Source organism: Winogradskyella sp. ABM4_392 (genome assembly GCF_056160445.1).
In genome coordinates this window covers 421,837-445,481 of record NZ_JBSWXE010000003.1, presented here as the reverse complement: position 1 = coordinate 445,481, position 23,645 = coordinate 421,837, and the positions used below count along the sequence as shown (strand labels likewise).

General features: G+C 33.9%; 20 protein-coding genes. 13 read left to right on the top strand and 7 right to left on the bottom strand.

Going from position 1 to position 23,645, the window contains the following annotated elements; translation table 11 throughout:
- The 5 genes from ACXAFS_RS10725 to ACXAFS_RS10705 form a co-directional block, all read left to right on the top strand.
- Window positions 1-2,718 (top strand): T9SS type A sorting domain-containing protein (locus tag ACXAFS_RS10725; protein ID WP_475306890.1); only part of this gene is annotated, 2,718 nt, incomplete at its 5' end.
- 14 nt (window positions 2,719-2,732) lie between these two features.
- Window positions 2,733-2,939 (top strand): PID-CTERM protein-sorting domain-containing protein, encoded by a 207-nt coding sequence (locus ACXAFS_RS10720; protein WP_243471398.1) that lies wholly within the window; start codon window positions 2,733-2,735, stop codon window positions 2,937-2,939.
- Between the two features lie 374 nt (window positions 2,940-3,313).
- Entirely contained in the window at window positions 3,314-4,150 is an 837-nt protein-coding gene (locus ACXAFS_RS10715) for a T9SS type A sorting domain-containing protein (protein ID WP_475306888.1), read from the top strand.
- 193 nt (window positions 4,151-4,343) lie between these two features.
- A complete protein-coding gene (locus tag ACXAFS_RS10710; protein WP_475306887.1) occupies window positions 4,344-4,940 on the top strand; it encodes an archaeosortase/exosortase family protein in 597 nt (198 codons plus the stop codon).
- A complete protein-coding gene (locus ACXAFS_RS10705) occupies window positions 4,918-5,328 on the top strand; it encodes a hypothetical protein (RefSeq protein ID WP_475306886.1) in 411 nt (136 codons plus the stop codon). Before ACXAFS_RS10710 ends, ACXAFS_RS10705 begins: the two co-directional genes overlap by 23 nt.
- Here ACXAFS_RS10705 and pepT read toward each other — a convergent pair.
- Both pepT and ACXAFS_RS10695 read right to left on the bottom strand, forming a co-directional pair.
- Window positions 5,325-6,554: a peptidase T gene (gene pepT / locus ACXAFS_RS10700; protein WP_475306885.1), complete on the bottom strand. Its 1,230-nt coding sequence runs from the start codon at window positions 6,552-6,554 to the stop codon at window positions 5,325-5,327. The genes ACXAFS_RS10705 and pepT overlap by 4 nt on opposite strands.
- A 20-nt stretch (window positions 6,555-6,574) precedes the next feature.
- Complete coding sequence (locus ACXAFS_RS10695; RefSeq protein ID WP_475306883.1) at window positions 6,575-7,405, bottom strand: universal stress protein; 831 nt, start codon at window positions 7,403-7,405, stop codon at window positions 6,575-6,577.
- A gap of 147 nt (window positions 7,406-7,552) precedes the next feature.
- Here ACXAFS_RS10695 and ACXAFS_RS10690 point away from each other — a divergent pair, with 147 nt between their 5' ends.
- From ACXAFS_RS10690 to ACXAFS_RS10680, 3 genes are read left to right on the top strand one after another with little or no spacing between them, the layout of a single operon-like run.
- Window positions 7,553-8,590, top strand: a complete 1,038-nt coding sequence (locus ACXAFS_RS10690) for a quinone-dependent dihydroorotate dehydrogenase (RefSeq protein WP_475306882.1) — start codon at window positions 7,553-7,555, stop codon at window positions 8,588-8,590.
- Window positions 8,591-8,596: 6 nt separating this feature from the next.
- The gene (locus ACXAFS_RS10685) at window positions 8,597-9,220 is read left to right on the top strand and encodes a LysE family translocator (protein WP_475306881.1); all 624 of its coding nucleotides are present in this window, start codon (window positions 8,597-8,599) and stop codon (window positions 9,218-9,220) included.
- Window positions 9,221-9,259: 39 nt separating this feature from the next.
- Window positions 9,260-10,123, top strand: coding sequence for a hydroxymethylglutaryl-CoA lyase (locus ACXAFS_RS10680; protein ID WP_475306880.1), 864 nt, complete (start codon window positions 9,260-9,262; stop codon window positions 10,121-10,123).
- Between the two features lie 64 nt (window positions 10,124-10,187).
- Here the strand turns inward: ACXAFS_RS10680 and ACXAFS_RS10675 are convergent, their stop codons facing one another.
- Together ACXAFS_RS10675 and ACXAFS_RS10670 are read right to left on the bottom strand one after the other, a co-directional pair.
- A complete protein-coding gene (locus tag ACXAFS_RS10675) occupies window positions 10,188-10,829 on the bottom strand; it encodes an HmuY family protein (RefSeq protein WP_475306878.1) in 642 nt (213 codons plus the stop codon).
- Between the two features lie 24 nt (window positions 10,830-10,853).
- Window positions 10,854-12,938, bottom strand: coding sequence for a TonB-dependent receptor plug domain-containing protein (locus ACXAFS_RS10670; RefSeq protein WP_475306877.1), 2,085 nt, complete (start codon window positions 12,936-12,938; stop codon window positions 10,854-10,856).
- A 91-nt stretch (window positions 12,939-13,029) separates the two neighbouring features.
- On the opposite strand from ACXAFS_RS10670, the gene ACXAFS_RS10665 reads away from it, so the two are divergent.
- The 4 genes from ACXAFS_RS10665 (at window position 13,030) to ACXAFS_RS10650 (ending at window position 18,279) form a co-directional block, all read left to right on the top strand.
- The gene (locus ACXAFS_RS10665; protein ID WP_475306876.1) at window positions 13,030-13,935 is read left to right on the top strand and encodes a DUF6607 family protein; all 906 of its coding nucleotides are present in this window, start codon (window positions 13,030-13,032) and stop codon (window positions 13,933-13,935) included.
- Window positions 13,936-13,942: 7 nt separating this feature from the next.
- Window positions 13,943-15,421, top strand: coding sequence for an ankyrin repeat domain-containing protein (locus ACXAFS_RS10660; RefSeq protein ID WP_475306874.1), 1,479 nt, complete (start codon window positions 13,943-13,945; stop codon window positions 15,419-15,421).
- Window positions 15,422-15,428: 7 nt separating this feature from the next.
- The gene (locus tag ACXAFS_RS10655) at window positions 15,429-15,914 is read left to right on the top strand and encodes a DUF2271 domain-containing protein (protein WP_475306873.1); all 486 of its coding nucleotides are present in this window, start codon (window positions 15,429-15,431) and stop codon (window positions 15,912-15,914) included.
- A gap of 166 nt (window positions 15,915-16,080) precedes the next feature.
- Window positions 16,081-18,279, top strand: a complete 2,199-nt coding sequence (locus tag ACXAFS_RS10650) for a PepSY domain-containing protein (RefSeq protein WP_475306871.1) — start codon at window positions 16,081-16,083, stop codon at window positions 18,277-18,279.
- Window positions 18,280-18,352: 73 nt separating this feature from the next.
- Here ACXAFS_RS10650 and ACXAFS_RS10645 read toward each other — a convergent pair whose 3' ends face one another.
- Window positions 18,353-20,584, bottom strand: a complete 2,232-nt coding sequence (locus ACXAFS_RS10645; protein WP_475306870.1) for a TonB-dependent receptor family protein — start codon at window positions 20,582-20,584, stop codon at window positions 18,353-18,355.
- A 228-nt stretch (window positions 20,585-20,812) separates the two neighbouring features.
- On the opposite strand from ACXAFS_RS10645, the gene guaB reads away from it, so the two are divergent.
- Complete coding sequence (gene guaB / locus ACXAFS_RS10640; protein WP_475306868.1) at window positions 20,813-22,282, top strand: IMP dehydrogenase; 1,470 nt, start codon at window positions 20,813-20,815, stop codon at window positions 22,280-22,282.
- Between the two features lie 10 nt (window positions 22,283-22,292).
- Here guaB and ACXAFS_RS10635 read toward each other — a convergent pair whose 3' ends face one another.
- Together ACXAFS_RS10635 and ACXAFS_RS10630 are read right to left on the bottom strand one after the other, a co-directional pair.
- On the bottom strand, window positions 22,293-22,760 hold the full coding sequence (locus tag ACXAFS_RS10635; RefSeq protein ID WP_475306867.1) for a hypothetical protein: 468 nt from the start codon (window positions 22,758-22,760) through the stop codon (window positions 22,293-22,295).
- A gap of 66 nt (window positions 22,761-22,826) precedes the next feature.
- Entirely contained in the window at window positions 22,827-23,639 is an 813-nt protein-coding gene (locus ACXAFS_RS10630; RefSeq protein WP_475306865.1) for an alpha/beta hydrolase, read from the bottom strand.
- Window positions 23,640-23,645: the final 6 nt, after the last annotated feature.

Here is a 23,645-nt window from a genome sequence, read left to right as displayed (position 1 = left end):
GTGATCAGCGATGGTACAAATACATATCCAGTAATGGTAGGAACTGTAGTTGCAGGACCATACAACAGTGGTGATACAGTTACGTTAACAGTAGACGCTACGGATGATGCTTGTGACTCAAGTTTAGGAGACTTTACATTTACATGTCCATTACCAGCACCAGACAATGATCTATGTGCGGATGCAGAGATGGTTGCCTGTGGTGATACGGTAATGGGAGATACCACAGCAGCAACATCAGATGCAGAGCAAACATATTGCGGAACTTCAGCACCAAGTGCAACCAACGGAGGAGTTTGGTATGCGTATATGGGTGACGGAAGTGACGTAACGTTTGATCTTACAGGATCGTCATTTGATACTAAGATATTCGTATACACAGGAGTATGTGGAGACCTGACCTGTTTAGATGGAGATGATGATGGTGGTGACGGTACAACCTCATTGGTTACAGTATCGACTACGGTAGGTACAACATATTATGTGTATGTAAGTGGCTTTGGTTCAAATAGAGGTGCATACACTATGAGTGTTTCTTGTGAAACACCAGAACCAGCACCAGACAACGATCTATGTGCAGATGCAGAAACTATAGCTTGTGGTGATACTTTAAGTGGTACAACTGACAATGCTACAAATACAGGTGTTCCAGCAGGTACAGGACCTAATGCTAGTTCTGTAGGTGTATGGTATATTTTTACAGGAACAGGCGATACTGTCACTGCATCAACTTGTGATTCAGCAGATTTTGATACTGAGATTACAGTATATACAGGTGCCTGTGATGATTTAAGTAGTTTAATAAACAATGATGATGGTTCAGGTTGTTCAGGATTTACCTCAGAGCTTGAATTTGAATCAACATTAGGAACAACTTATTATATTTATGTATCAAGCTTTGGTACAACTACTGGTAATTTTGACCTAAGTATAACATGTGAAACAGCAGATCCATGTGCTGGTCCGTTACCAGAATTAACTTGGACAGGTACTATGGATACCAATTGGGAGAATACAGGTAACTGGGATAATAATGAAGCGCCAGGTTTAATGGTGTTTGCAGATGTAACTATTCCTATGGGAGCACCTAATTACCCAATGTTAACGGTTGGACAGGATTTATATATTTCTGAATGTTCTACTGTAACTGTAGAAAGTGGAGCTTCTTTAAATGTTAATCCTAACGTAGAAGTTACTAATGATGGTATTGTTGTTAATGATGGCTCAGTAACTTTTGAGTCTGATGCAACAGGTTCTGCTTACATTGGATCAGGAATGGGTATGTTTATGGGTGATTTCACCGTAGAACGCTATATTCCTGCGAAAAGAGCTTACCGTCAATTGGGTACACCAGTTACAACGAGTACACCAATATCTGATAACTGGCAGCAGGATACGCATATTACAGGTCCTGCAGGTAATACAGATGGATTTGATGTAACGTTTACAGGAAACCCTTCAGCGTATATCTTTGATAACATAGCTTATGAGTATGTAGAGTTAGCTAATACAAATGCAACTAACCTAATACCAGGAACTATGTATCATATTTTAATCAGAGGTGATAGAAACACTGATTTAGGAGATAACGATGCAACACCATCAGAAACTACATTACATGCTACAGGTGAGTTAACTGCAGAAAATGTAGGCTCTCAAATGATAGCTGTAAATGTACCAGAACAACGATTCATAGCTGTTGGTAATCCATTCCAGTCGCAGATTGATATGAATACTGTTTTAACAACAGGTTCAACAAATATCAATCCTAATTTCTACTGGGTTTGGGATCCAACGTTAGGTACTAGAGGTGCTTACACAGCTATTATGGCCTCTTCTGGAATTGCTTCAACAGCTGGTTCTGATGCGAATCAATATTTACAAGCTGGACAAGCTGGTTGGGTTTACACAGCTGGTGCAGGACAGTCGTCTGTAATATTTGATCAAACTAGTAAGAACAATTCTGGTTTTGAAACTTCAACATTCACAGATAATGGAGGAAGCACAAGTCTAAGTCAATTACGTTTATCTTTATATGAAAGTAGTGCCTTTGCTAATAACGACACAGCTACTGATGGTGTGTTAATATTGTTTGGCGCTAATGGAAATAATGGTATAGATGCTAATGATGCATTAAGTATTACAAACTTAGACGAGAATTTTGCAACTAGTAATAACGGTGAACTGCTAAGTATTGAAAACAGAGCAATGCCGCAAGAAACAGAAGAAATACAATTGGAAATTAATACTTATAGAAGTACAAATTATACAATTGTTGCTGAAGGTATATCAATAGAAGGTGTAACACCTTACTTATTTGATAACTATACAGGTACTTACACTGAGATTCCTCAGACAGGTTCTGTTAACTATAGCTATTCTGTAGATGCTGGTATAACATCATCAATTGCTAATGATCGTTTTACAGTTGTATTCTTCCAGTCAACATTATCAACTGGTAGTTTTGACTTAGATAGCGTTAAGCTTTATCCTAATCCAACTAATATTGGTAAGTTCTATTTAAATGTTCCTTTAGGAATGGATGACTTAGAGATTACTATCTACGATGTTTTAGGTACGAGGTTATATAACGAAACAGGATTTAATGCTGGTAGCAGAATTACAGTAGAAACTGGTTCAGAGTTCAGTATGGGAACCTATTTTGTAGAGTTGAGTTCTAAGGGTAGAACAACAACTAAGAAGTTAATTATTAATTAATAAATTTAAATATTATGAAGAATTCTAAAAAGCGAATTTCTAGAGCCATAGGTACAATGGCTATAGTATGTGCATTGTTTATGTCTACGGATATAAACGCACAAGGACCTCCAGGAGGAGCAACAGATACACAGGATGTTCCTTTAGATGGCGGGCTGGTAGCTTTAGTCATCGGAGCGGCAGCATTTGGAGTTAAAAAATTACGAGATAATTTAAAGTAGTTTTCAACTATAAACTTCAAGTATGATAGAGAATCGTCTTCAATGAAAATTGAAGACGATTTTTTTCTCAAATATTACAGATTAAATAATGCTAATCCTTGAGATAGACCTGTAATCGTTTATAATTATAATATTATCGAATATTGAAGAGTAAATTATTACAAATCAATTTTAATGTTGAAATTACAAAAGCGCATAAAATATTTTTTGAATTTTATCAAGATTCATTCTGCTATTTATTCTCATAAATCTTAATTTTTTTAAGAGAATGAAAGTAAAAATTTGTAACGGCTTAAAATTGAAAGCCAATCGATAACTTTTAGGATAATATTCGAGTCAAAAATCTACTTTTTTAACTGAATTAAAGATTTAGAATGATGCAGTTTAATAATACATTGAAGAAACCGTTAGACATTTTGTTTGTAATATGTGTTGTTTTTTTTACAACAATTACAAATGCCCAAGGACCACCTGACGGAGGCACAGATACCGCAGATACATTTCCCCATCAATTGAGTGTTCTATTATATGAAAGTTCAATTTTTGCAAATAATGAGGATCCTTCAGATGGTGTAGTTATAGCGTTTGATACTGAAGGTAATAATGCAATAGACGATGATGATAATTTAAATAACGACCTTATTGATGAAAATATAGCCATAATTAACAATGGTATTTACCTAAGCTTAGAAAAAAGGAATATTCCTCAAGATCAAGAAGAAATTCAATTAGATATTAATAGCTACCTTAATAGTAACTATGTATTGGTATTAGAGGGTATAGATATGCTTGGTGCAACACCATATTTATATGATGATTATACAAGTACTTATACTGAAATTCCACAGGATGATGTTTTGGAATACTCTTACAGCATAGATGAGAATATTTCAGAAAGTCAAGCCAGAGAACGTTTTAGTATTCTGTTTGGTACTTCTGCTTTGTCTATTGATGAGAATTATTTAGGTGAAATAGTATTATTTCCTAATCCAACAAATATTGGAAAATTCTATATACAACTACCTGTAGGAGTAGATAATGTTGAAGTTGAAATTTATGATATTCAGGGTTCTAGACTTTATAATAGTACAAAACATGTTACTGAATCTAGAGTAAGCATTGAAATGGATTCTAAATTTATCACTGGAATTTATCTTGTAACTCTTACCTATGAGGATAAAAAAATTGTTAAGAAATTGATTATACATTAGTGATTTGTTTGGTATTAATAATCTAAAATCAAGGGCTCATGATTATGTTGATTAGCTCCTGATGAGTATCTTACAGATTTAAATACTATTTGTATGGTGTTTCGTGAGTATAACTTCTTAAAACTTACAGTTAGTGATTTAATTAATTTGGATGTGTTAGAGTTAAAAAAGATATTAGATAATTTAAATTAGTGTGGAAAAATTAAATTCATTTTTAAGTGATATTCCAAAACCAATCAGGCTTTTTTTAGCTAAGGCCTTATTGTTTTTTGTTGTGTGGAAAATAATATACATTGGTTTTTTGTTGAAATCCAAGGTAGTAGACCATCAATTAACTACTCACATCGGTAATGCATGTGTTGAGATCTTAAATAATTGGACTTCAATGTCTGGCTTTAGAGCCGTTAGAGAAGCAAAATCTTCTATTTATGAAGGAGAAACGACTACTGAAATAGCTTCCCTTATATTACATAATGACAAAAGAGTTTTATATATAGCTGATCTTTGTAATGGCTTAGAATTAATAGCATTGTATATTGGCTTTATTGTATGTATGCCTTCTTCGTTTTGGCGAAAAGTTAGATATATAATTATTGGAGTTATTATACTAGATGTAGTTAATATAGCTAGGTGTATTGGCTTAATTTACTTACAAGAGTATTACGAGTATTATTTTGACATTGCACATAAGTACATATTTAATATCACTGTTTATTCAGTTACCTTTATATTATGGGTAATTTATACTAGAAAAATCCATTTAAATAATGAAACTATACAAGTCGGATAAGATTCGTTTTATAATGGGTCTTGTTATTATTTTTATACTTTACTCGTGTTACTATATTTTTATTGCTGAGCATAGAGATACAGCTATGCTGCCAAGAAAAATGCGACATTTTATTAGTCTGTTATTTACAATTGCAGTTTACTTTGCAGGTACTTTTCACCTCGGAAAACTCAAGGCAACTTGGATGTCAAAGCTTTGGCACATGGTACACATCAGTGGACTGTGTATTATAACTGGTATAGGATTATTTGATTGGTTATTTCTTGAAGGAAGCACAATACCAAGACTTAGCATCTTTGCAAGGTCAGTTCAAGAAATCCTAATTTCACCTTTAATGTATTTAGCAATGGGTTTGCTAAATAATTTACTCACAAAACCTGCAAATTAATTTTTTATAGCAGTTAGTTCGGCAATCTTACATATAACTTCTACTGCTTTTTGCATGCTCTCTACTGGAACATATTCATAACGTCCATGAAAGTTGTGGCCACCAGCAAAAATGTTAGGACATGGTAAACCCATGTACGATAATTGTGAACCATCAGTACCGCCTCTAATAGGTTTTATTAAAGGTTTAATATCTAAGGATTTCATAGCTTCTTCAGCAATATCTACAATATGCTTTACGGGTTCTACCTTTTCTTTCATATTATAGTATTGATCTTTTATTTCTATCTCAAAGATTTCGGCTTCAAACTTTGTATTTAAATCAAATACTACCTTTTCCATTAAAGCTTTGCGAGCTTCGAATTTATCTTTATCATGATCTCTGATAATGTACTGAAGTAGTGTTTCTTCAACTTTACCATCTATTTTATGTAAATGGAAAAATCCTTCGTAACCTTCGGTGTGCTCAGGTGTTTCAAGTCTTGGTAAAGCATTAATAAATTCGGTGGCATAGTACATGGAATTTACCATTTTACCTTTAGCGTAGCCAGGATGAACAATTTTTCCTTTTACTTTAATTTTGGCTCCTGCTGCATTAAAATTTTCGTATTCTAGTTCACCAATTTGACTGCCATCCATAGTATAAGCCCAATCAGCACCAAATTTTTCAACATCAAACTTATGTGCACCTCTTCCTATTTCTTCATCTGGCGTAAAACCTACTTTAATCTCACCATGTTTAATTTCAGGATGATTAATAAGGTATTCCATTGCTGTTACAATTTCTGTAATACCAGCTTTATCATCAGCACCCAAAAGGGTCGTACCATCAGTAGTTATTAGAGTTTGACCTTTATAAAGTAATAGGTCTTCAAAATAATCTGGTGATAAAATGATGTTTTTTTCAGCATTTAAAACAATATCCTTACCATCGTAATCTTCAACAATTTGCGGATTTACATTAGCTCCCGTAAAGTCAGGAGATGTATCAAAATGTGATATAAAACCAATAGTTGGCACATCATGATCTACATTACTAGGTAAAGTTGCCATAATGTAAGCGTTATCGTCTATTGATACATCACTCATACCAATAGCTTTTAGCTCTTCGACTAATTTATTGGCTAAATCCCATTGTTTTTTAGTACTTGGTGTAGTTTCAGAATTAGGATCTGATTCTGTGTCTATAGTCACATAGCTTATAAAACGATCTATGATGTGCTGCATATTTTTTACTTATTTCTTTATTAAAGCTTAAATGTAATTACAGGTAAATTAGAGTGATTTACTAAGTCTTCAGAAATGCTACCACCAAAGAAATGGCTTAAGCCTGTTCTACCATGAGTTATTATAGATACAGCATCTGCACCTTCTCTTTTAGCATAATTTAATACACCATCTTCTACCATATGGTCAGAAGCAAAAGCAACATCAAAGTCTTTCGTGTCTAACTGAGATAGTTTTAAAAAGTCAGCTACCTTTTCATTAATTTCATCGGTACTCAAAAAACTTAAGTTTGGAAGATTTACATGAAGTAAAGTCACTTTTTCTGCTAATTCATTAAGCGTTTCTAAAGCATTTTTTACAGCAGAAATACTTTCCTCATTAAAATCGCATCCAAGTACTACATTGTTAAAATTAACTGAACTAGGTTTAGACTTAACAACGAGAACAGGTGTGTCGCTGTAACGCACTACTTTTTCTGTGTTAGAACCAGTGAAAACACCATCGTGTACGCTATGTCCTCTAGATCCCATAATTATAAGGTCTGCTTGCTCATAACTGGCAACTTCAGAAACTTCTTTTAATACTTTATGATGTTTTATTACTGGTGTAACTGTAATATCTTCTAAGTAAGGTTTGTCCAAGAATTTTTCGAATTCCTTATTAGTTACCATAAGCATAAATGCAGTTTCTTCACTTTTTTCTGAACCAGAGGTTGAAAATATAGATTCAGAAAGTTCTAGCATATGCATAACAATAAGCTCAGCATTATGTTGTTTAGCTAATGCTGCACCAGTTTCTAATGCGTATTCTGAATGTTGAGAGAAATCTACAGGAATTATAATTTTTTTCATGATGTGATTATTAGTTATTGCTCAAAGTTAATAATTTGAATGATTAAAAATAATGATAAATGACAGTTTATGTTTTAATTATTAATTGAAGCTAGAGCACACATAAGTTTGCCAAGATTATTATTTTTGTAATGCAAATTTATTTCCATGTATAAAGCTATTATAAGACCAATTTTATTTTGGTTCGATCCAGAAAAAGTACATCATTTCACCTTTTCTTTAATAAGAACACTTTCAAAATTACCAGGATGTAAAAGCCTTTTTAAGAAGATGTACCTGGTTGAAGATAAAAAGCTTGAGCGTGAGCTTTTTGGTTTAACCTTTATGAATCCTGTTGGTCTTGCTGCTGGGTTTGATAAAGATGCCAAGCTCTATAATGAACTTTCTAATTTTGGCTTTGGGTTTATTGAAATAGGTACATTAACACCAAAACCTCAAGACGGAAACCCTAAAAAACGTTTGTTTAGATTGAAAGAAGACTCAGCTATTATTAACAGAATGGGTTTTAATAATGGAGGAGTGGAAGAGGCAGTTGAGCGACTAAAAAACCCTTCGACTTCGCTCAGGGCAAGAGGAGTATTAATTGGTGGTAATATTGGTAAGAATAAAGTAACACCTAATGAAGATGCGGTAAAAGATTACGAAATCTGTTTTAATGCCCTTTTCGATTACGTCGATTATTTTGTAGTTAATGTAAGCTCACCAAATACACCAAATTTAAGAGCATTACAAGATAAAGAGCCATTAACAGAATTACTTAAAGCTTTACAGGTACTTAACTTTCAGAAGCCTAAGAGTAAACCAATTCTTTTAAAAATAGCTCCAGATTTAACAAACGAGCAATTAGATGATATTATAGATATCGTAAAAATCACAAAAATAGATGGTGTAATTGCTACAAATACAACCATTTCAAGAGAAGGCTTACAAAGCGAAAATAAAAAGGAAGTTGGAGGTATGAGTGGTAAGCCTTTAAAATCCCGTTCTACAGAAGTGATTAATTACTTGTCTGAAAAAAGTAATAAAGCTTTTCCAATTATTGGAGTGGGAGGTATTCATTCTGCAAAAGATGCTTTAGAAAAAATTGAAGCTGGTGCAGATTTGGTACAGTTGTATACTGGTTTTATTTACGAAGGACCAAAACTCATTACTTCCATAAATAAGGCATTACTTCAAAAAGTTTAATAGGTATTGGTTGCAGAAACCCTCATATCATTTGCATTTGCTACTTCTGCTTTGGCAATTTCGCCAGGACCAGACAACATTTATGTTTTAGTACAAAGCATTACAAATGGTAAAGCTTATGGAATAGCAACGGTTTGTGGCTTAATAACAGGTTGTATAGTTCATACTACGCTATTGGCATTTGGTGTTTCGGCAATTATTAAGGCCAATGATGATTTGTTTTTTGGAATAAAAGTACTAGGAGCTTTGTATTTGTTGTACTTAGCTTATAAAGTTTTTAAAGCAGATGCTCAATTAGATTTTGATTCTGAAACTGCTCCTAAGAAAAGTCTAAAAGCTTTATTTGTTCAAGGGTTTTTTATGAATGTTTTAAACCCTAAAGTCACCATTTTCTTTCTCGCTTTTTTTCCTGGATTTTTGTTCAGTAAAACAATGAGTACAATTGCTCAATTTTACATTTTGGGTGGTATTTTTATGTTAGTGTCTTTTATTATTTTTTCGGCTATTGCATTACTTGCAGGAGAAATTAAATCTTACACATTGAAGCATAGAAACTCAGGGATTGTGTTTAAATGGTTGCAAATAGTTGTCTTTATTGGTATAGCTGTGTTTATTTTGTCTGAAAAATGACACTATGAAATCGTTTTCGGAAACTGTATATTTGAGGCAATGAATACAGCGGTTAAACTTATAGAATGTCCTAGAGATGCCATGCAAGGCATCAAAGATTTTATTCCTACTGAAAAGAAAGTACAATACATTCAAGCTCTACTAAGAGTTGGTTTTGATACCATTGATTTTGGAAGCTTTGTGTCACCAAAAGCTATTCCGCAAATGGTAGATACTGCTGAAGTTTTAGCGCGGTTAGATTTATCTAAAACCAAAAGCAAATTACTAGCTATAATCGCAAATACACGTGGTGCTAATGATGCTTCAGTTCATTCAGAAATTGATTATTTGGGCTTTCCGTTTTCAATATCTGAAAACTTTCAGATGCGTAATACGCACAAAACTATAGCACAATCTGTGGTTACACTTTCTGAAATTTTAGAAATCGCAGATAAGAGTGACAAAGAAGTGGTTGTGTACATTTCTATGGGTTTTGGTAATCCTTATGGAGATCCTTGGAATGTTGATATAGTAGGAGAGTGGACAGAACGTTTGGCAAAAATGGGAGTAAAAATATTATCTTTAAGTGATACAATAGGAAGCTCTAACCCTGAGAATATCAATTATTTATTTTCTAACCTTATTCCCAAATATCCTAAAATAGAGTTTGGTGCACACTTACACACCACACCAACAACCTGGTTCGAAAAGATTGATGCCGCTTATAAGGCTGGCTGTCGTCGTTTTGATGGAGCCATACAAGGTTTTGGTGGTTGCCCAATGGCAAAAGATGATCTTACAGGTAATATGCCAACCGAAAAAATGATGTCTTATTTTACACAAAAAAAAGCCCATGACTTAAATGCCATGAGCTTTGAGAGCGCTTACAACGAAGCGACTAAGATATTTTCAAAATACCATTAAAAAAAGCCCTTTCACAATTTCAGTAAAAGGACTTTTCAAGTTATTAATTAGGGTTATAGATTTACTAGAACGTTGTTACGCCTTCGTTAGGTTGAAATACATAGTTAAATGTGTAATAAGGTGTAGCATCAGCAAAAGCATCTGGGTTTTCAGGGGCATCTTCGTAATAGCTTAAAAATTCTACTTTTGCATACTTTCCTTCGTTTGTTTTAAATACAAAAATCTTTCCTGCGATTGGTGTAATTAAGTGTGTTGGAGGACCAGCATAAGTGTACCAACCGTTTCCGCTACCAGTTGTAATAGCGTAGCCTTCAGCAGAATCTTGAGTGAATAAAGTTGTATCAACATCTGTTACTGAAGCCATAGTGCCAGAAACTTCATAAACTGCAGCTATTCCTGTTCTTTCAGGTTCGTCAGTTGTACCTGCAGATACACCACCATTAACAATAATTGTTGTTCCTCTAAAAGCAATATCCCATTCAGTTTCGCTTGTTGTTACTAATCCTGTTTCAAAATCAAACTTTGTAAAGTCACCAGATACTGGTTGTCCTTGTCCACCTTCTTGTGGAGCATATAAATTGGTAACAGTTTCTGTTTCTATGTCTAATAGGTTGTTAGAGCCATTATCATCATCACTACTACAAGATGTAAATCCAATACATAATGCTAATAGTGCTAATAGTTGAATTGATTTAAGTGTTTTCATGTTTTTGTTATTTATTATTAAGTGTTAAAATTGAATATTCAGTTTTCCGTATATAATGCGACCAGCAATATTGCTGATGTTTTGTGTATCTGTAAAATTGAAAAGGTTATCTACTCCAAACCCAAGGGTATAGTCATTAAAGAATTTTTTGTTTATGGCAAAATCTATTACTGTATACCCATCTACAAAGTCATCATAACTATCTAGGTAATTATTTCCGTTGGTGTCAAACAAACCATATTTACTTCGGTAGGTTCCTCTAACATTAGCATCTAGGTTTAGCTTCGGGAAAGCATAAAAAACTTTTAAGTTAGCCATATGTCTAGAGCGGTTATAAAGTCCGAAGTAATCTTCTTTTTTAAGCTGAAACGACGGAGAACTAGGAGTTTCTCTTGCATATACTTCACCGTTTTCAAAGGCTCTTTCTGCTTCTTTATCTTTTGCAAACAGTAGTTGATAACCACCAGATATTTTTAGTTTATGGTTCGGTTTCCAGGTAGTATTAAATTCAAGACCTTGCGTATAGACTTCGTTAATGTTGTAGTAACTAAACACATTTTGTCCGTTGGTTTTATTAGCAATGACTCTGGTATCAATTAATTCGTCAATAGTATTTCTAAAGGCATTAATGTTTAAATTGAACTGAGAAGACAATTTAAAATCCATTCCTAAATTGATACTTATAGAATTCTCCGGACTTAGATCTTCTTCAAATTCAGAAAGTGGAACAACGATATTTGAAATTTCACCTTGCTCTTGCAATTCTGAAATTACATCAGAAACAGCATTATAACCCAAAACAGTATATCCTACGGTCGCATTAGTGAAGTCAAAATAAAGTTGTCTAAAATCTGGCGCTTTATAACCATAGCCTACAGACCCTTTTACGGCAATTTTGTCATTGATTTTATAACGAGCTGCAGCCTTAGGGCTGAATTGCGATTTGTATTTGTTATGACTGTCAAATCTTGCACCAACAATTACATTTAGACGTTCTGTAAAGTTGCCATCATATTGCAAGTAAGCGTAAGGGGAATTAAAGATTGGATTTGCTGTAAAATCAGTTCTATCTAAAGTTTCGTGATTAAAACCAATACCTCCAATAAATGTGCTTTCATCTTTTGGTGAGTATGTAGCTCTTATCTCTGGTCTTACCAATAATTGATTATAGAAACCGTCACTATATCTGCTTCCATCTTCATTATTTAAATATTCATCTGCCTTGTATCGTGTTGTGTAAAATTCAAAATAACTACTCCATTTTTCACTGTATTTGTGGCTTAGTTTTGTATGTAAGTTCCATTCGTTAATAGAGCTTTCCCCTTTTAAAGTTGAAGACGCTACGTAATCTTGATTTTGTGTATAAAAACGTCCTGAAACAAATAAGTCAGTGTTGTCTGTAAAATCGTAAGTTAATTTAGAATTTAAGGTGTAGTTGTTAAAAGGCTCAACCGTATTTAAATCGTCATCTTCATTTAAGTCATAACCGTCACTGCTGTAACTATTAATAAACAGACTTGCACCTAGTTTCTCTTTCTTATAACCAATTGTTGTACCAATGTCATTGGTGTTAAAGGCACCAGCTCTGTAGTTAATATTACCTTTTAATCCATATTTAGGTTGCTCTGTAATAATATTAATAACACCACCTAAGGCATCATTACCATAAAGACTAGAAGAAGCACCTTTTACAACTTCTATCTGCATTATGTTTCCAACAGTTAATCTGCTTATGTCTAAAGTACCTGCAGAACGACCCACAAGTGGTACACCGTCAACTAATATAAGCGTGTATTGAGAGTCTAAACCTTGTAATTGTATGCCTTCACCACCGCCAAAATCTGGAATAGTTATTAAACCTGTTTGTTCATTTAAGATATCATTTAGTCTAACTGAGTTACTTCGTTTTATATCCTTTTTTGAAATTATCTGAGCAGGTAATGGAAGTGAAGAAAGCTGTCTAAGGGTCCTTGTTGCAGTAACAATTACTTCATCAAGTTTTTCTGTTTCGGAAGAATCTTTTTCTACAGACTTGATTTCTTGACTAAAAGCAACTGAAGCGAAAAAAATTAAAAAATAAATACAGATATTATTTTTATTTAGACTCATTCTTGATTAATTTTGCTGCAAATATAAAATCTTATTTTAAATCAATCTAAATAAGAATAAAAAAACTAAAAATAATTTTTAACCCATAATCATGAAACAAATTTTAGCTTTTTCATTAGCATTTTTAGTCACTACCTTAACTGTTGATGCTCAAGACAAAAAACAAAAAGATCAAGCCGCCATCAAGGAAATGTGTGGTTGTTACGAAGTCACTTTTAATTTTGCAGAAACATTTTCATTCAGTGAAGATTCATTGTACAAACCTTCAAAAGCCAAGGTAGATAAAGGATTAGAGTGGGCACAATTAGTCGTAGATGAGGATGATAAGATTTCTATTCAGCATTTATTACAAGTAGGAAGACCAGACCAACCACATATTGTTAAGCACTGGAGACAAGATTGGTTATTCGAAAACAAAGATTTCTACATGTACAACGGAGATAACGAATGGTTATTCGAAGAAAAAACAGACAAAGATGTAGAAGGTCAGTGGACTCAAAAAGTATATCAGGTAGACGATAGTCCACGTTACGAAGGTTCTGCTACTTGGGTACACGTCGATGGTAAAAGCTATTGGGAAAATACAACAACAGCACCTTTACCAAGAAGAGAATATACCAAGCGTAGCGATTATAATGTTACCTTAAGAGGTAATAGACACGAAATTACAGATTATGGCTGGTTACACGACCAAGATAATGCTAAAGTCATTAGAGAAAAGGGACAAGATGATGTAATTTTGGCGCACGAAAAAGGGTATAATACTTACGTAAAAGTAGAGGATAGTCGTTGCCAGGCAGCACAAGATTGGTGGAAGGCTAATTTTGATAAATGGGCAAGCATAAGAGCTAAATGGAATGAGGTTTACTCAAGAGATAAAGATTTAGTATTAGAAGAAAAGGTAGATAACAAAGTTCTTTATAAGCATTTATTTGATGAAGAAATGACTGCAGAGAAAGATATTGATACTACAATTGAATCTTTTGTTAAGAAATAAAGAAAATATGAAAATAGTAAAACAACTGATAGTGACCTTTACTTTAGTGTTCGGGTCGCTATTGTTTGCACAAAACAACGTGTTTTTAAATCGCGATTTTTGGGGTACAAAACCCAATGTCGAAACGATTGAAGCTAAGATTAAAGATGGCAATAATCCATCTGAAGCTAACAGGAATAATTTTGATGGAGTAGTGTATGCCATTCTTCAAGATGCGCCAACAAAGAGTATTATTTACTTAATGTCGCAAAAAGGGAATAATGTTAATAAATTAACTCATGACGGTAGAACTTACATTTTCTGGGCGGCTTACAAAGGCAATACAGAAATTATAAAGTATTTACTAGATAATGGTGCTAGAACAGATTTAACAGACGACAAAGGCAATACTATAATAACTTTTGCTGCTGGTTCTGGTCAACAAAATACCGCAGTGTACGATTTAATTATTGCAGCAGACAAGGATCATGTTTCAAAAACCAACCCAGATGGTGCTAATGCTTTGTTATTAGTAGCTCCTTATGATTCAGATTTAGAAGTTGTAACATATTTTGAATCTAAAGGTTTAAGTATCAAAAGTACTGATGCTGATGGTAATGGAATATTCAATTACGTAGCACGTACAGGCAATACCGATTTAATGAATAAACTTATTAAAAAGGGATTGAAAGGAACAGATCAAGCTTTTATTTTTGCAGCTTATGGTACTCGTGGAAAAGCAAATACAATTGATACTTACGAGTATTTAATTGGTGCAGAACTAAACCCAAATGTAGCAAATAAAGAAGGTGTTACACCTTTACATGTTTTAGCAGCAAGAAGTAAGGATATAAAAGTTATTACTTATTTAATCAAAAAGGGATTAGATGTTAATGCTAAAGATTCAGAAGGCAACACACCATTTACAAATGCAGCTTCAAGAAATAATCTTTCTATTGTTGAGCTTTTATTCCAGAACGTTACAGATGTAAATCAAAGCAACAATAAAGGAGCAACTGCTTTAGCATTAGCTGTTAAGTATAACAATGCAGATGTTGTTGGTTTCCTGGCTAATAATAAGGCAAACTTCAAATTTAAAGATAAGGAAGGGAACAATTTAGCTTACTATTTATTTGAAGGTTACTCACCAAGAAATGAAGAGCAATTTTTTAAGAAGCTAGAGTTGTTAAAGGAAAAAGGGGTAGATATAACCGCAACTCAAGAAAATGGTAACACTTTATATCATTTAGCTACAGAAAAGCAGAGTTTAAAATTATTAGAACTGGCAGCTAAGGAGGATATCGATATCAACGCTAAAAACAATGATGGTAATACGGCTTTGCACTTAGCTGCGATGAAAGCAAAAGATGCTGATATTTTAAAGTTTTTAATAGCCCAAGGTGCAGATGTTAAAGCAACAACAGATTTTGAAGAATCAGCTTACGATTTAGCTTCAGAAAACGAATTATTGAAAAAGAACAACGTAGGAATAGACTTTTTAAAGTAAAAACAGAATGAAGAATTTAAAAATACTAGCATTACTATTTATCATCATTATTGGATTAATGTCCTTTACTTCAATTATAGAATCTACCAAGTATAAGTGTATGATTCAGATGACTAATTACACAGGTGAAGGAGCATACATTGTTATCTCATTAATCAATCCAGATGGTGAATACGAAGAAACATTGCACGTTAAAGGAGAAGATGATGAATGGTACAACACTGTTGAAGCGTGGTGGGATTTTTACGGAAAAAAGCGTAACGATATCGATGCCATAACAGGTGCAACTATCAGTGGAGGTGAACGCTCAATTAGTGTTATAGAAATTGCAGACGATAAACTAGATAAAGGTTACAAATTACGTTTTGAAACTGCTGTAGAAGATCAGGAATATTACACATCAGATGTTGAAGTAGAATTAACTTCTGCCAACGTAAAAGGTAAATATGACGGTAAAGGTTTTATTCGTTATGTAAGACTAATGCCTCAATAATTTTTAAATTGATTACGTCAGTTCGAGTGTCCCGACGTTTTTGTCGGGAATTATCGAGAACTTCATTTTTAGGAATAAGAATAATGCTTCTCGATACAAATTTCACTCAGTATCAAATTTGAAATTCACTCGAAGAGACGAAAACTATAAACGTTAAATTCGATTTATGACAATTTCAATATGGAGATATAGTCACTTTGCGCTGGCTATATCTTCTTTCATTTTTATACTATTGGCAACCGTTACAGGTATTGTTTTAGCGTTTGAGCCCATTTCAAATCAGCTAAAGCCTTATGCTATAACCAATGCAGATGACATTAAATTGTCTAAGGTTATTACGGTTTTGCAGGGTGAGTATGATGAAATTGTTAGTGTTGAAGTAGATAATAACAACTTTGTAAAAGCTTCTGTTTTCACGTTCGAAGGTGATAGCGAAACCTTTTACTTAGACCCAAATACAGGAAAAAAACTCGGAGAATTAGAGAAAAAAGCACCAATCTTTGAGTTTGCAACAAACCTACATCGCTCTTTATTTTTAAAATCCACAGGTCGGTTTTTAGTTGGCCTATTTTCATTTTTATTATTGCTTATTGCCATTACTGGAATTCAGCTGATTGTAAAACGACAAGGCGGTTTAAGGAAGTTTTTTAGTAAAGTTGTAAAGGAAAATTTCGAGCAATATTATCACGTGGTTTTAGGACGTTGGTTTTTAATTCCTATAGTTATTATTACACTCACAGGTGTTTATTTATCATTAGAAAAGTTTGATATGTTGCCTGCCAGTAAGATGGAACATACTGAAACCGTTGAGCAACAATCTAAGGAAAAGCTAGAATTATCTCAATTCAAAATATTTAATGACACACATTTAGATGAGCTTGTTACACTCGATTTTCCATTTTCTGAAGACGAGGAAGATTACTTTATTCTACAAACAACGTCTGGCGAGTTTTATATTAATCAATACACAGGCAATGTTCTCAGCGAAGCTAAGAAACCTTTGGTAAGTCAGCTATCTTATTGGAGTTTAATTTTGCATACAGGACAAGGCACTATCGTTTGGGCAGTAGTATTGTTACTGGCTTGTTTTGCGATTCTGTTCTTTATGTATTCAGGTTTTGCAATGAGTTTTAAGCGTTTGGCTAAAGGGTCTAAAGTGAAAAATAAATTCACAAAAAATACTGCAGAATACATCATTCTTATTGGGTCAGAAACTGGGCATACCAACAAGTTTGCGCATCAGTTTTACAATGCTTTGGTAGAAGCTGGTAACACGGTTTACTTTTCAACTTTAAACCAATATGATAGTTATAAAGAGGCAAAGCACATCATCATTTTTACATCTACTTATGGTGAAGGTGAAGCGCCTCGAACTGCCAAGAATTTTGAAAAATTGTTACCTGCGATTCAACAACCCAATAACATAAAACATTCTGTAGTTGGTTTTGGGTCGTTAATGTATCCAGACTATTGTAAATACGCGATTGAGGTGGATGAATGGTTGCATAATCATCCAAATTTTGAACAGAATTTACCAGTATTCAAAATAAATAATCAATCTTTTGAAGCTTTTAAAAACTGGGTAATTCAGTGGAATGAAGCTACACAACAAGACTTAAAAGTAGTTTTGACCAAACCATTAGTTAACCGTAAAAAACTGAAGAATTTTAAGGTCATTTCTAATTCTGGTCTTAACATAGACGATACCTTTTTAATCGAATTAAAACCTGAGAAGAAATTAAAGTTTCAATCAGGAGATATTGTGTCATTTTATCCTGAAGACGATAATATAGAGCGTCTATATTCAGTAGCCAAAGTTGATGATAGCATTTTGTTGAGTGTAAAAAAGCACGAGTTTGGTAAATGTTCAACATTACTAAGTCAGTTAACGGTTGGCGCTACAATTAAAGGGAAAGTCAACAGGAATTTAGATTTTCATTTTCCGAGCTACGCTAAAGAAGTGGTAATGATAGCCAATGGTACAGGAATTGCACCTTTTCTCGGAATGCTAAACGAAACCAATAAAGACATAAAAACTCATTTGTTTTGGGGAGGACGAACCAAAGCATCTCTTCAATTGTATGCTTCTCACATAGAAAATGCTACTCAAAAAGGTTATTTAGATAATTTTAATGTAGCCTATTCGCAAGAACAGGAAGCTAAGGTGTACGTTCAAGATAGTATTAAAGCAAATGAAACACTTATTTCTAATGCGCTTAAAAACGATGGAGTCATAATGATTTGTGGTTCTATAGCTATGCAAAATCGTGTGTTAGAAGTTTTAAATACTATAACCACAACAATCTTAAACCAGCCATTAAGTACATTTGAAAACAACGAGCAAATTTTAATGGATTGTTACTAGTGTTCAAACTAAAAAAAGCGCTATCCAAATATGGATAACGCTTTCACCAATCAACTAATTTTAAACTGAATATTTAAAATCTAAATTCAAATCCTAGGTTACCACCAAAAGGATGACCAGGACGTAGACCAGCAGGAACTCTAGAAACAGCGTATGTTTCGTCTAGTAGGTTTATAATGTTTCCTGTAAGACTAAGGTTCTTTGTAAAATGATATTTTGCAGACATATCAATGATAAAATTAGAATCTACACGTTCAGCATTTGGAATAGATCCTGTGCCAGCCATAGTTCTAAATTCGCCATTAAATCTTCCGTTTATGTTGAGCTCATATTTAGTGTGCTCTAACGATAAACCAACATTAAATTGATGTGTTGGAATGTATGGTAATTCGTCACCTTCAGTAACTTCTCCCCATAAATCGTCACTACTACCAAAGCTATTTAAAAACTCGGTATTTGTATATGTGTAAGCAAACGTTATAGGTAGTTTAAACGATTTATTGTTAGGTAATAACTCGTAGTTTAATAAAACTTCTATACCACTCACAGCAACTTCACCTGCATTAAATTGATCTAAAGAACCTGTTCCGCCAGTTGCAGCTAAATCGCTACCCAATAAGTTACTGTAGTCATTATAGAAACCAACAACCTCACCACGTAATTGTTCAAAAGCAAAACGCGATCCTAATTCGTAATTGATACTTTCTTCAGCTTCTTCACCATCAGAACTTCCTGGAGGTGAAAAACCTTTATGCACACCACCAAATACAGAAACAGCATTTGTAAAAGCGTAGTTAACACCAATACCTGGAATAAAAACATCTACTTTATTTTCTCTAAAGGCAAGATCACTGCCTGTTCTACTAGGGTCATTGCTACCATAGTTATCTCGTTGTAAAATGATGTTTTCATATCTAATGCCAGGTGTTACAGTAAGCTTATCGTATTTTAATTTATACATCGCATAAGCTGCGAAGGCCTTTGCGCTGCTAATTCTGTTACCTTGCGCGCCACGTAAACCGTCAGATGTTTTAGACATATTTTGGTTTATGATACTGTAACCATCTTCCCACTGAAATCGGTCTTCTTCATCGTAATGGTATCGCAAGCCAACTTCTATATCATGAAACGTGTTTTCACCATACCAGTGGTAGTCAAATTTTGTTTGTACACCTTTAGAATAATACACACGATTATTCGCTTTAACCAATAAAGCATCAGCAGATGAATCTACATCACCACGAATAATATTCATATGGTCTGCATATGTTGTTGGGTCTGCTAACACAGTGGCAATACCTTGTTTGTCACCATTAAATATAACATCGTCTAGTTTATACCAGTTACGTGAAAATTTATTGTAATAACCGTTAGTCGTTAAACGCATATTTTTAGTGAAGTCTAAAGTATGCGTAAGCATTAATTGAATTTGCTCAGCAATCATACGATCATCTTGCGAAGCTGAATATCTACTATAAGGAGATGAATTAAAGTCGCTTTCAGTAAGACCTAAATAAGTTTCGTAAGAACGCTCATCGTAATAATGAAATTTGGCTTCTAATGACTGCTGGAGTTTAGCGTCAGCATCAGTTTTTACTTTAAACTTAGCTGTTAATTCATTAATGTCAAATCCTGTATTATTACCGTTAGGTAAGTCCTTAAAGCCGTCAGAACCGTAGTTAAGGAATTCTACCATATAGCCAATATTTTCTTTTGTGTCACCTATACGTGCCAAAACTTGTTGAGTATCAAAAGAACCATAACCAGCTCTAACTTCACCACTAAAGGTGTTTGGTATTTGTGCAGAAATCATATTAATAGCACCACCAGTCGTAAATGGACCAAACTGTACCTGGCTACTTCCTTTTAAAATTTCAACAGCCTGCATACGACCAACTGAAGGAAAATAATAAGCAGCTGGTGCACTGTAAGGAGCAGGTGCTACAAGCACACCATCTTCCATTAAGGTAATTTTTGCACTACGCTCTGGAGATGTACCTCTTAAACTTATGTTTGGTCGTAATCCAAAGCCGTCTTCTTCGTAAAAGGTAACACCAGGAACTGAACGCAAAGCACGATTAATATCTGTAAACCCAAATTTCTTTAATTCTTGTGGAGACAAATAATAAGCAGAACCTGTACGGTTACTTGCTACATATTTACTACCAAACATTTGACTTGAATTAATAATTACTTCGTCAAGTTTTTGAATAGAATCTAATGGTTTTTCGTTAGGCTGATTTTGTGCATTTACAAGAAATGTACATATAAAACCAATTACTGTAAGGGCTAATTTCCGAATCATTTATTTAGACTTGTTAAAAATAGGTTTGTTTTCAGCGTGCAAAAGTAATACTGAATTGCATTTTTTCAAACTTTATTTAGAATAAATAAAAATAAATTAACAGTAAGTATTGATAAACAGTTTCTTATGAAGGAATATTTTTTTATTCGAATTTTATTTAACCGTAAGTTGACATTTGCTCAATGAAAAAAAATGTATCTTTGCGTGCAATTACATCTTAATTGCACTATGACAGCACACGAAAACAAAATCTTAGGTGAAGGTCTTACCTACGATGACGTCCTTTTAGTTCCAGCATTTTCTGAAGTACTTCCTCGCGAAGTAAATATTCAAACAAAATTTACTAGAAACATTACCATAAATATTCCTGTGATTTCAGCCGCTATGGATACGGTTACAGAGAGTAGAATGGCTATAGCTATGGCTCAGGAAGGAGGAATTGGAGTACTTCATAAAAACATGACAATTGAAGATCAGGCACAGAAAGTCCGTCGTGTAAAGCGTGCTGAAAGTGGTATGATTATAGATCCTGTAACTTTACCATTAGATGCTACTGTTGCAGATGCTAAAAATGCTATGAGAGAGCATAGTATAGGTGGTATTCCTATTGTTGATGCTAATAAAAAATTAAAAGGTATTGTAACTAATAGAGACCTTCGTTTTGAGCATAAAAATGATAGACCAATTGCTGAAGTTATGACTAGTGAGAATTTAGTAACTGCACCAGTTGGTACCTCATTAAAGGATGCTGAAACCATTTTACAAGCCAATAAGATTGAAAAACTATTAATTGTTGAAGGTGATAAGCTAGCAGGTTTAATTACGTTTAGAGATATTACAAAAGTAACCCAAAAGCCAATTGCAAATAAGGATACTTATGGAAGATTAAGGGTTGCTGCTGCCATAGGAGTAACTGCAGACGCTGTAGAAAGAGCAGAAGCTTTAGTTAATGCTGGTGTTGATGCTGTGGTTATCGATACAGCGCATGGCCATACTAAAGGTGTGGTATCTGTTTTAAAAGAGATAAAATCAAAGTTTTCTAACCTCGATGTTATTGTTGGAAATATTGCAACTGGTGAAGCTGCTAAATATTTAGTTGAAGCTGGTGCAGATGCTGTAAAAGTTGGTATTGGTCCTGGTTCTATTTGTACAACACGCGTTGTTGCTGGTGTTGGGTTTCCTCAGTTTTCAGCAGTGTTGGAAGTTGCTGCAGCTATTAAAGGCTCTGGTGTACCTGTAATTGCAGATGGTGGAATTCGTTATACAGGTGATATACCAAAAGCTATTGCTGCTGGTGCTGATACTGTAATGTTAGGTTCATTGTTAGCAGGTACAAAGGAGAGTCCTGGTGAAACGATTATTTATGAAGGTCGTAAGTTTAAATCGTATCGTGGAATGGGTTCTGTAGAAGCTATGAAACAAGGAAGTAAGGATCGTTATTTCCAAGATGTAGAAGACGATATTAAAAAATTAGTACCAGAAGGTATTGTAGGTCGTGTGCCATACAAAGGCGAATTGTACGAAAGTATTCATCAGTTTGTTGGTGGATTAAGAGCTGGTATGGGCTATTGTGGCGCAAAAGATATTGCAACCTTAAAGGAAACAGGCAGATTTGTAAAAATTACTGCCAGTGGAATCCACGAAAGTCATCCACACGATGTAACGATTACAAAGGAAGCACCTAACTATTCCAGATAATATTTTCGTTTTAATCTGAAATCGTTATTATTTCAAAATTCCAATTGCGCTTGGTTTTAAACTTCTTGTTAAAATTAGGTGGTTTAAGACCAGCGTAAATTAAGCCTGCTCCAGGTATAGTTAACAGAAAGGCTGTAGAATCTGATATAAGCCCTATTAAAATTCCAATACCTGCTGTTAAAGCACCCAAATACACCAAAAAAGAACCGGTTACAACAGATATTAATAACGGATTGCGCTTCATTGCTATAATATCTGATAAGTTGATACTTTCACCTTGTATAAGAATAGAATTGTCTTCTATTTTGAAACGTCCTTTAAGTTTTCTGCCATCAACTGTAAATACCTTTACCCTTTTATTGTTTTTTATAATTCTTTCTTTTTGAGTGTTTTCGTTTGTGATTTTTATAGCTTTTACCTGAGCAGATATAAGATTAATGAAGAATAAAAACGAAATTAGAAATACAGTTTTTTTCATGTTATAGATTTATTCTTTAGATAATAGAAATACATAAAGGTTGCGTATCGCTTTCTTAAAGTTTTGTTAGTTATTCAATGTCCAGGTGAGGGCTTTCTCTTTAGTAGCTCTAAAAATAGTATTGTGTTGCTCGTTTGGCTCGTCGGAGTACTTCCAAGTTAAACTTGATGGTGCATTGTTCTGTAATGCCTTTTCAACTTGCTTGGTGTATTGCGAAATATCTTCTACACTAGAACCTGCAAACCATAGTTTTATATCTTTTTCATGAAGTCTGGTTAATAATGTATTTGCATTACTGGCTAGGTAATTGTTGTTCCACCAAAGCGAAGGGTCCATAGCAATATAAAAATCGAAAGTTTCAGGTTTTATAAAAAATGTTTCCATAACAAACAGTCCAGCAAGAGATTCTCCGATAATACCTTTTTTAGCTTTTGTTCTGTATCTGCTATTAATTTTTGGTATTAATTCTTCAGAGATAAAAGCTCTAAAATTTTTTGCACCATCTGTAATTGGGCAATATTGTTTATCGTCTTCTACTTCAGAAGAACCAGTAAGATCTCTTCCTCTTTCGGTATTTTCTATGCCGACCAAAATGAATGCAGGTATTTTATTTTCTTCTAGCAATTTAGAGAGTGTGTTTGCTATATGCGGAAAGTCCTCTTTTATTCCACCATCTGGCATATAGAGTACAGGAAAACGTTCAGTAGAGGTTTTGTAATTTGGAGGTGTCCATATGTTTATAACACGATCTTCATTGACATACTTAGATGTTATTGTTAAACTGTCGTGTTCTGGTATTGGGTCGTTGTAGGTTGCTCCTTGGTTTTTACAAGAAATAGCTAGAATAAATAAAGTTAGGACTATAATTGTTTTTTTCATTAGTAC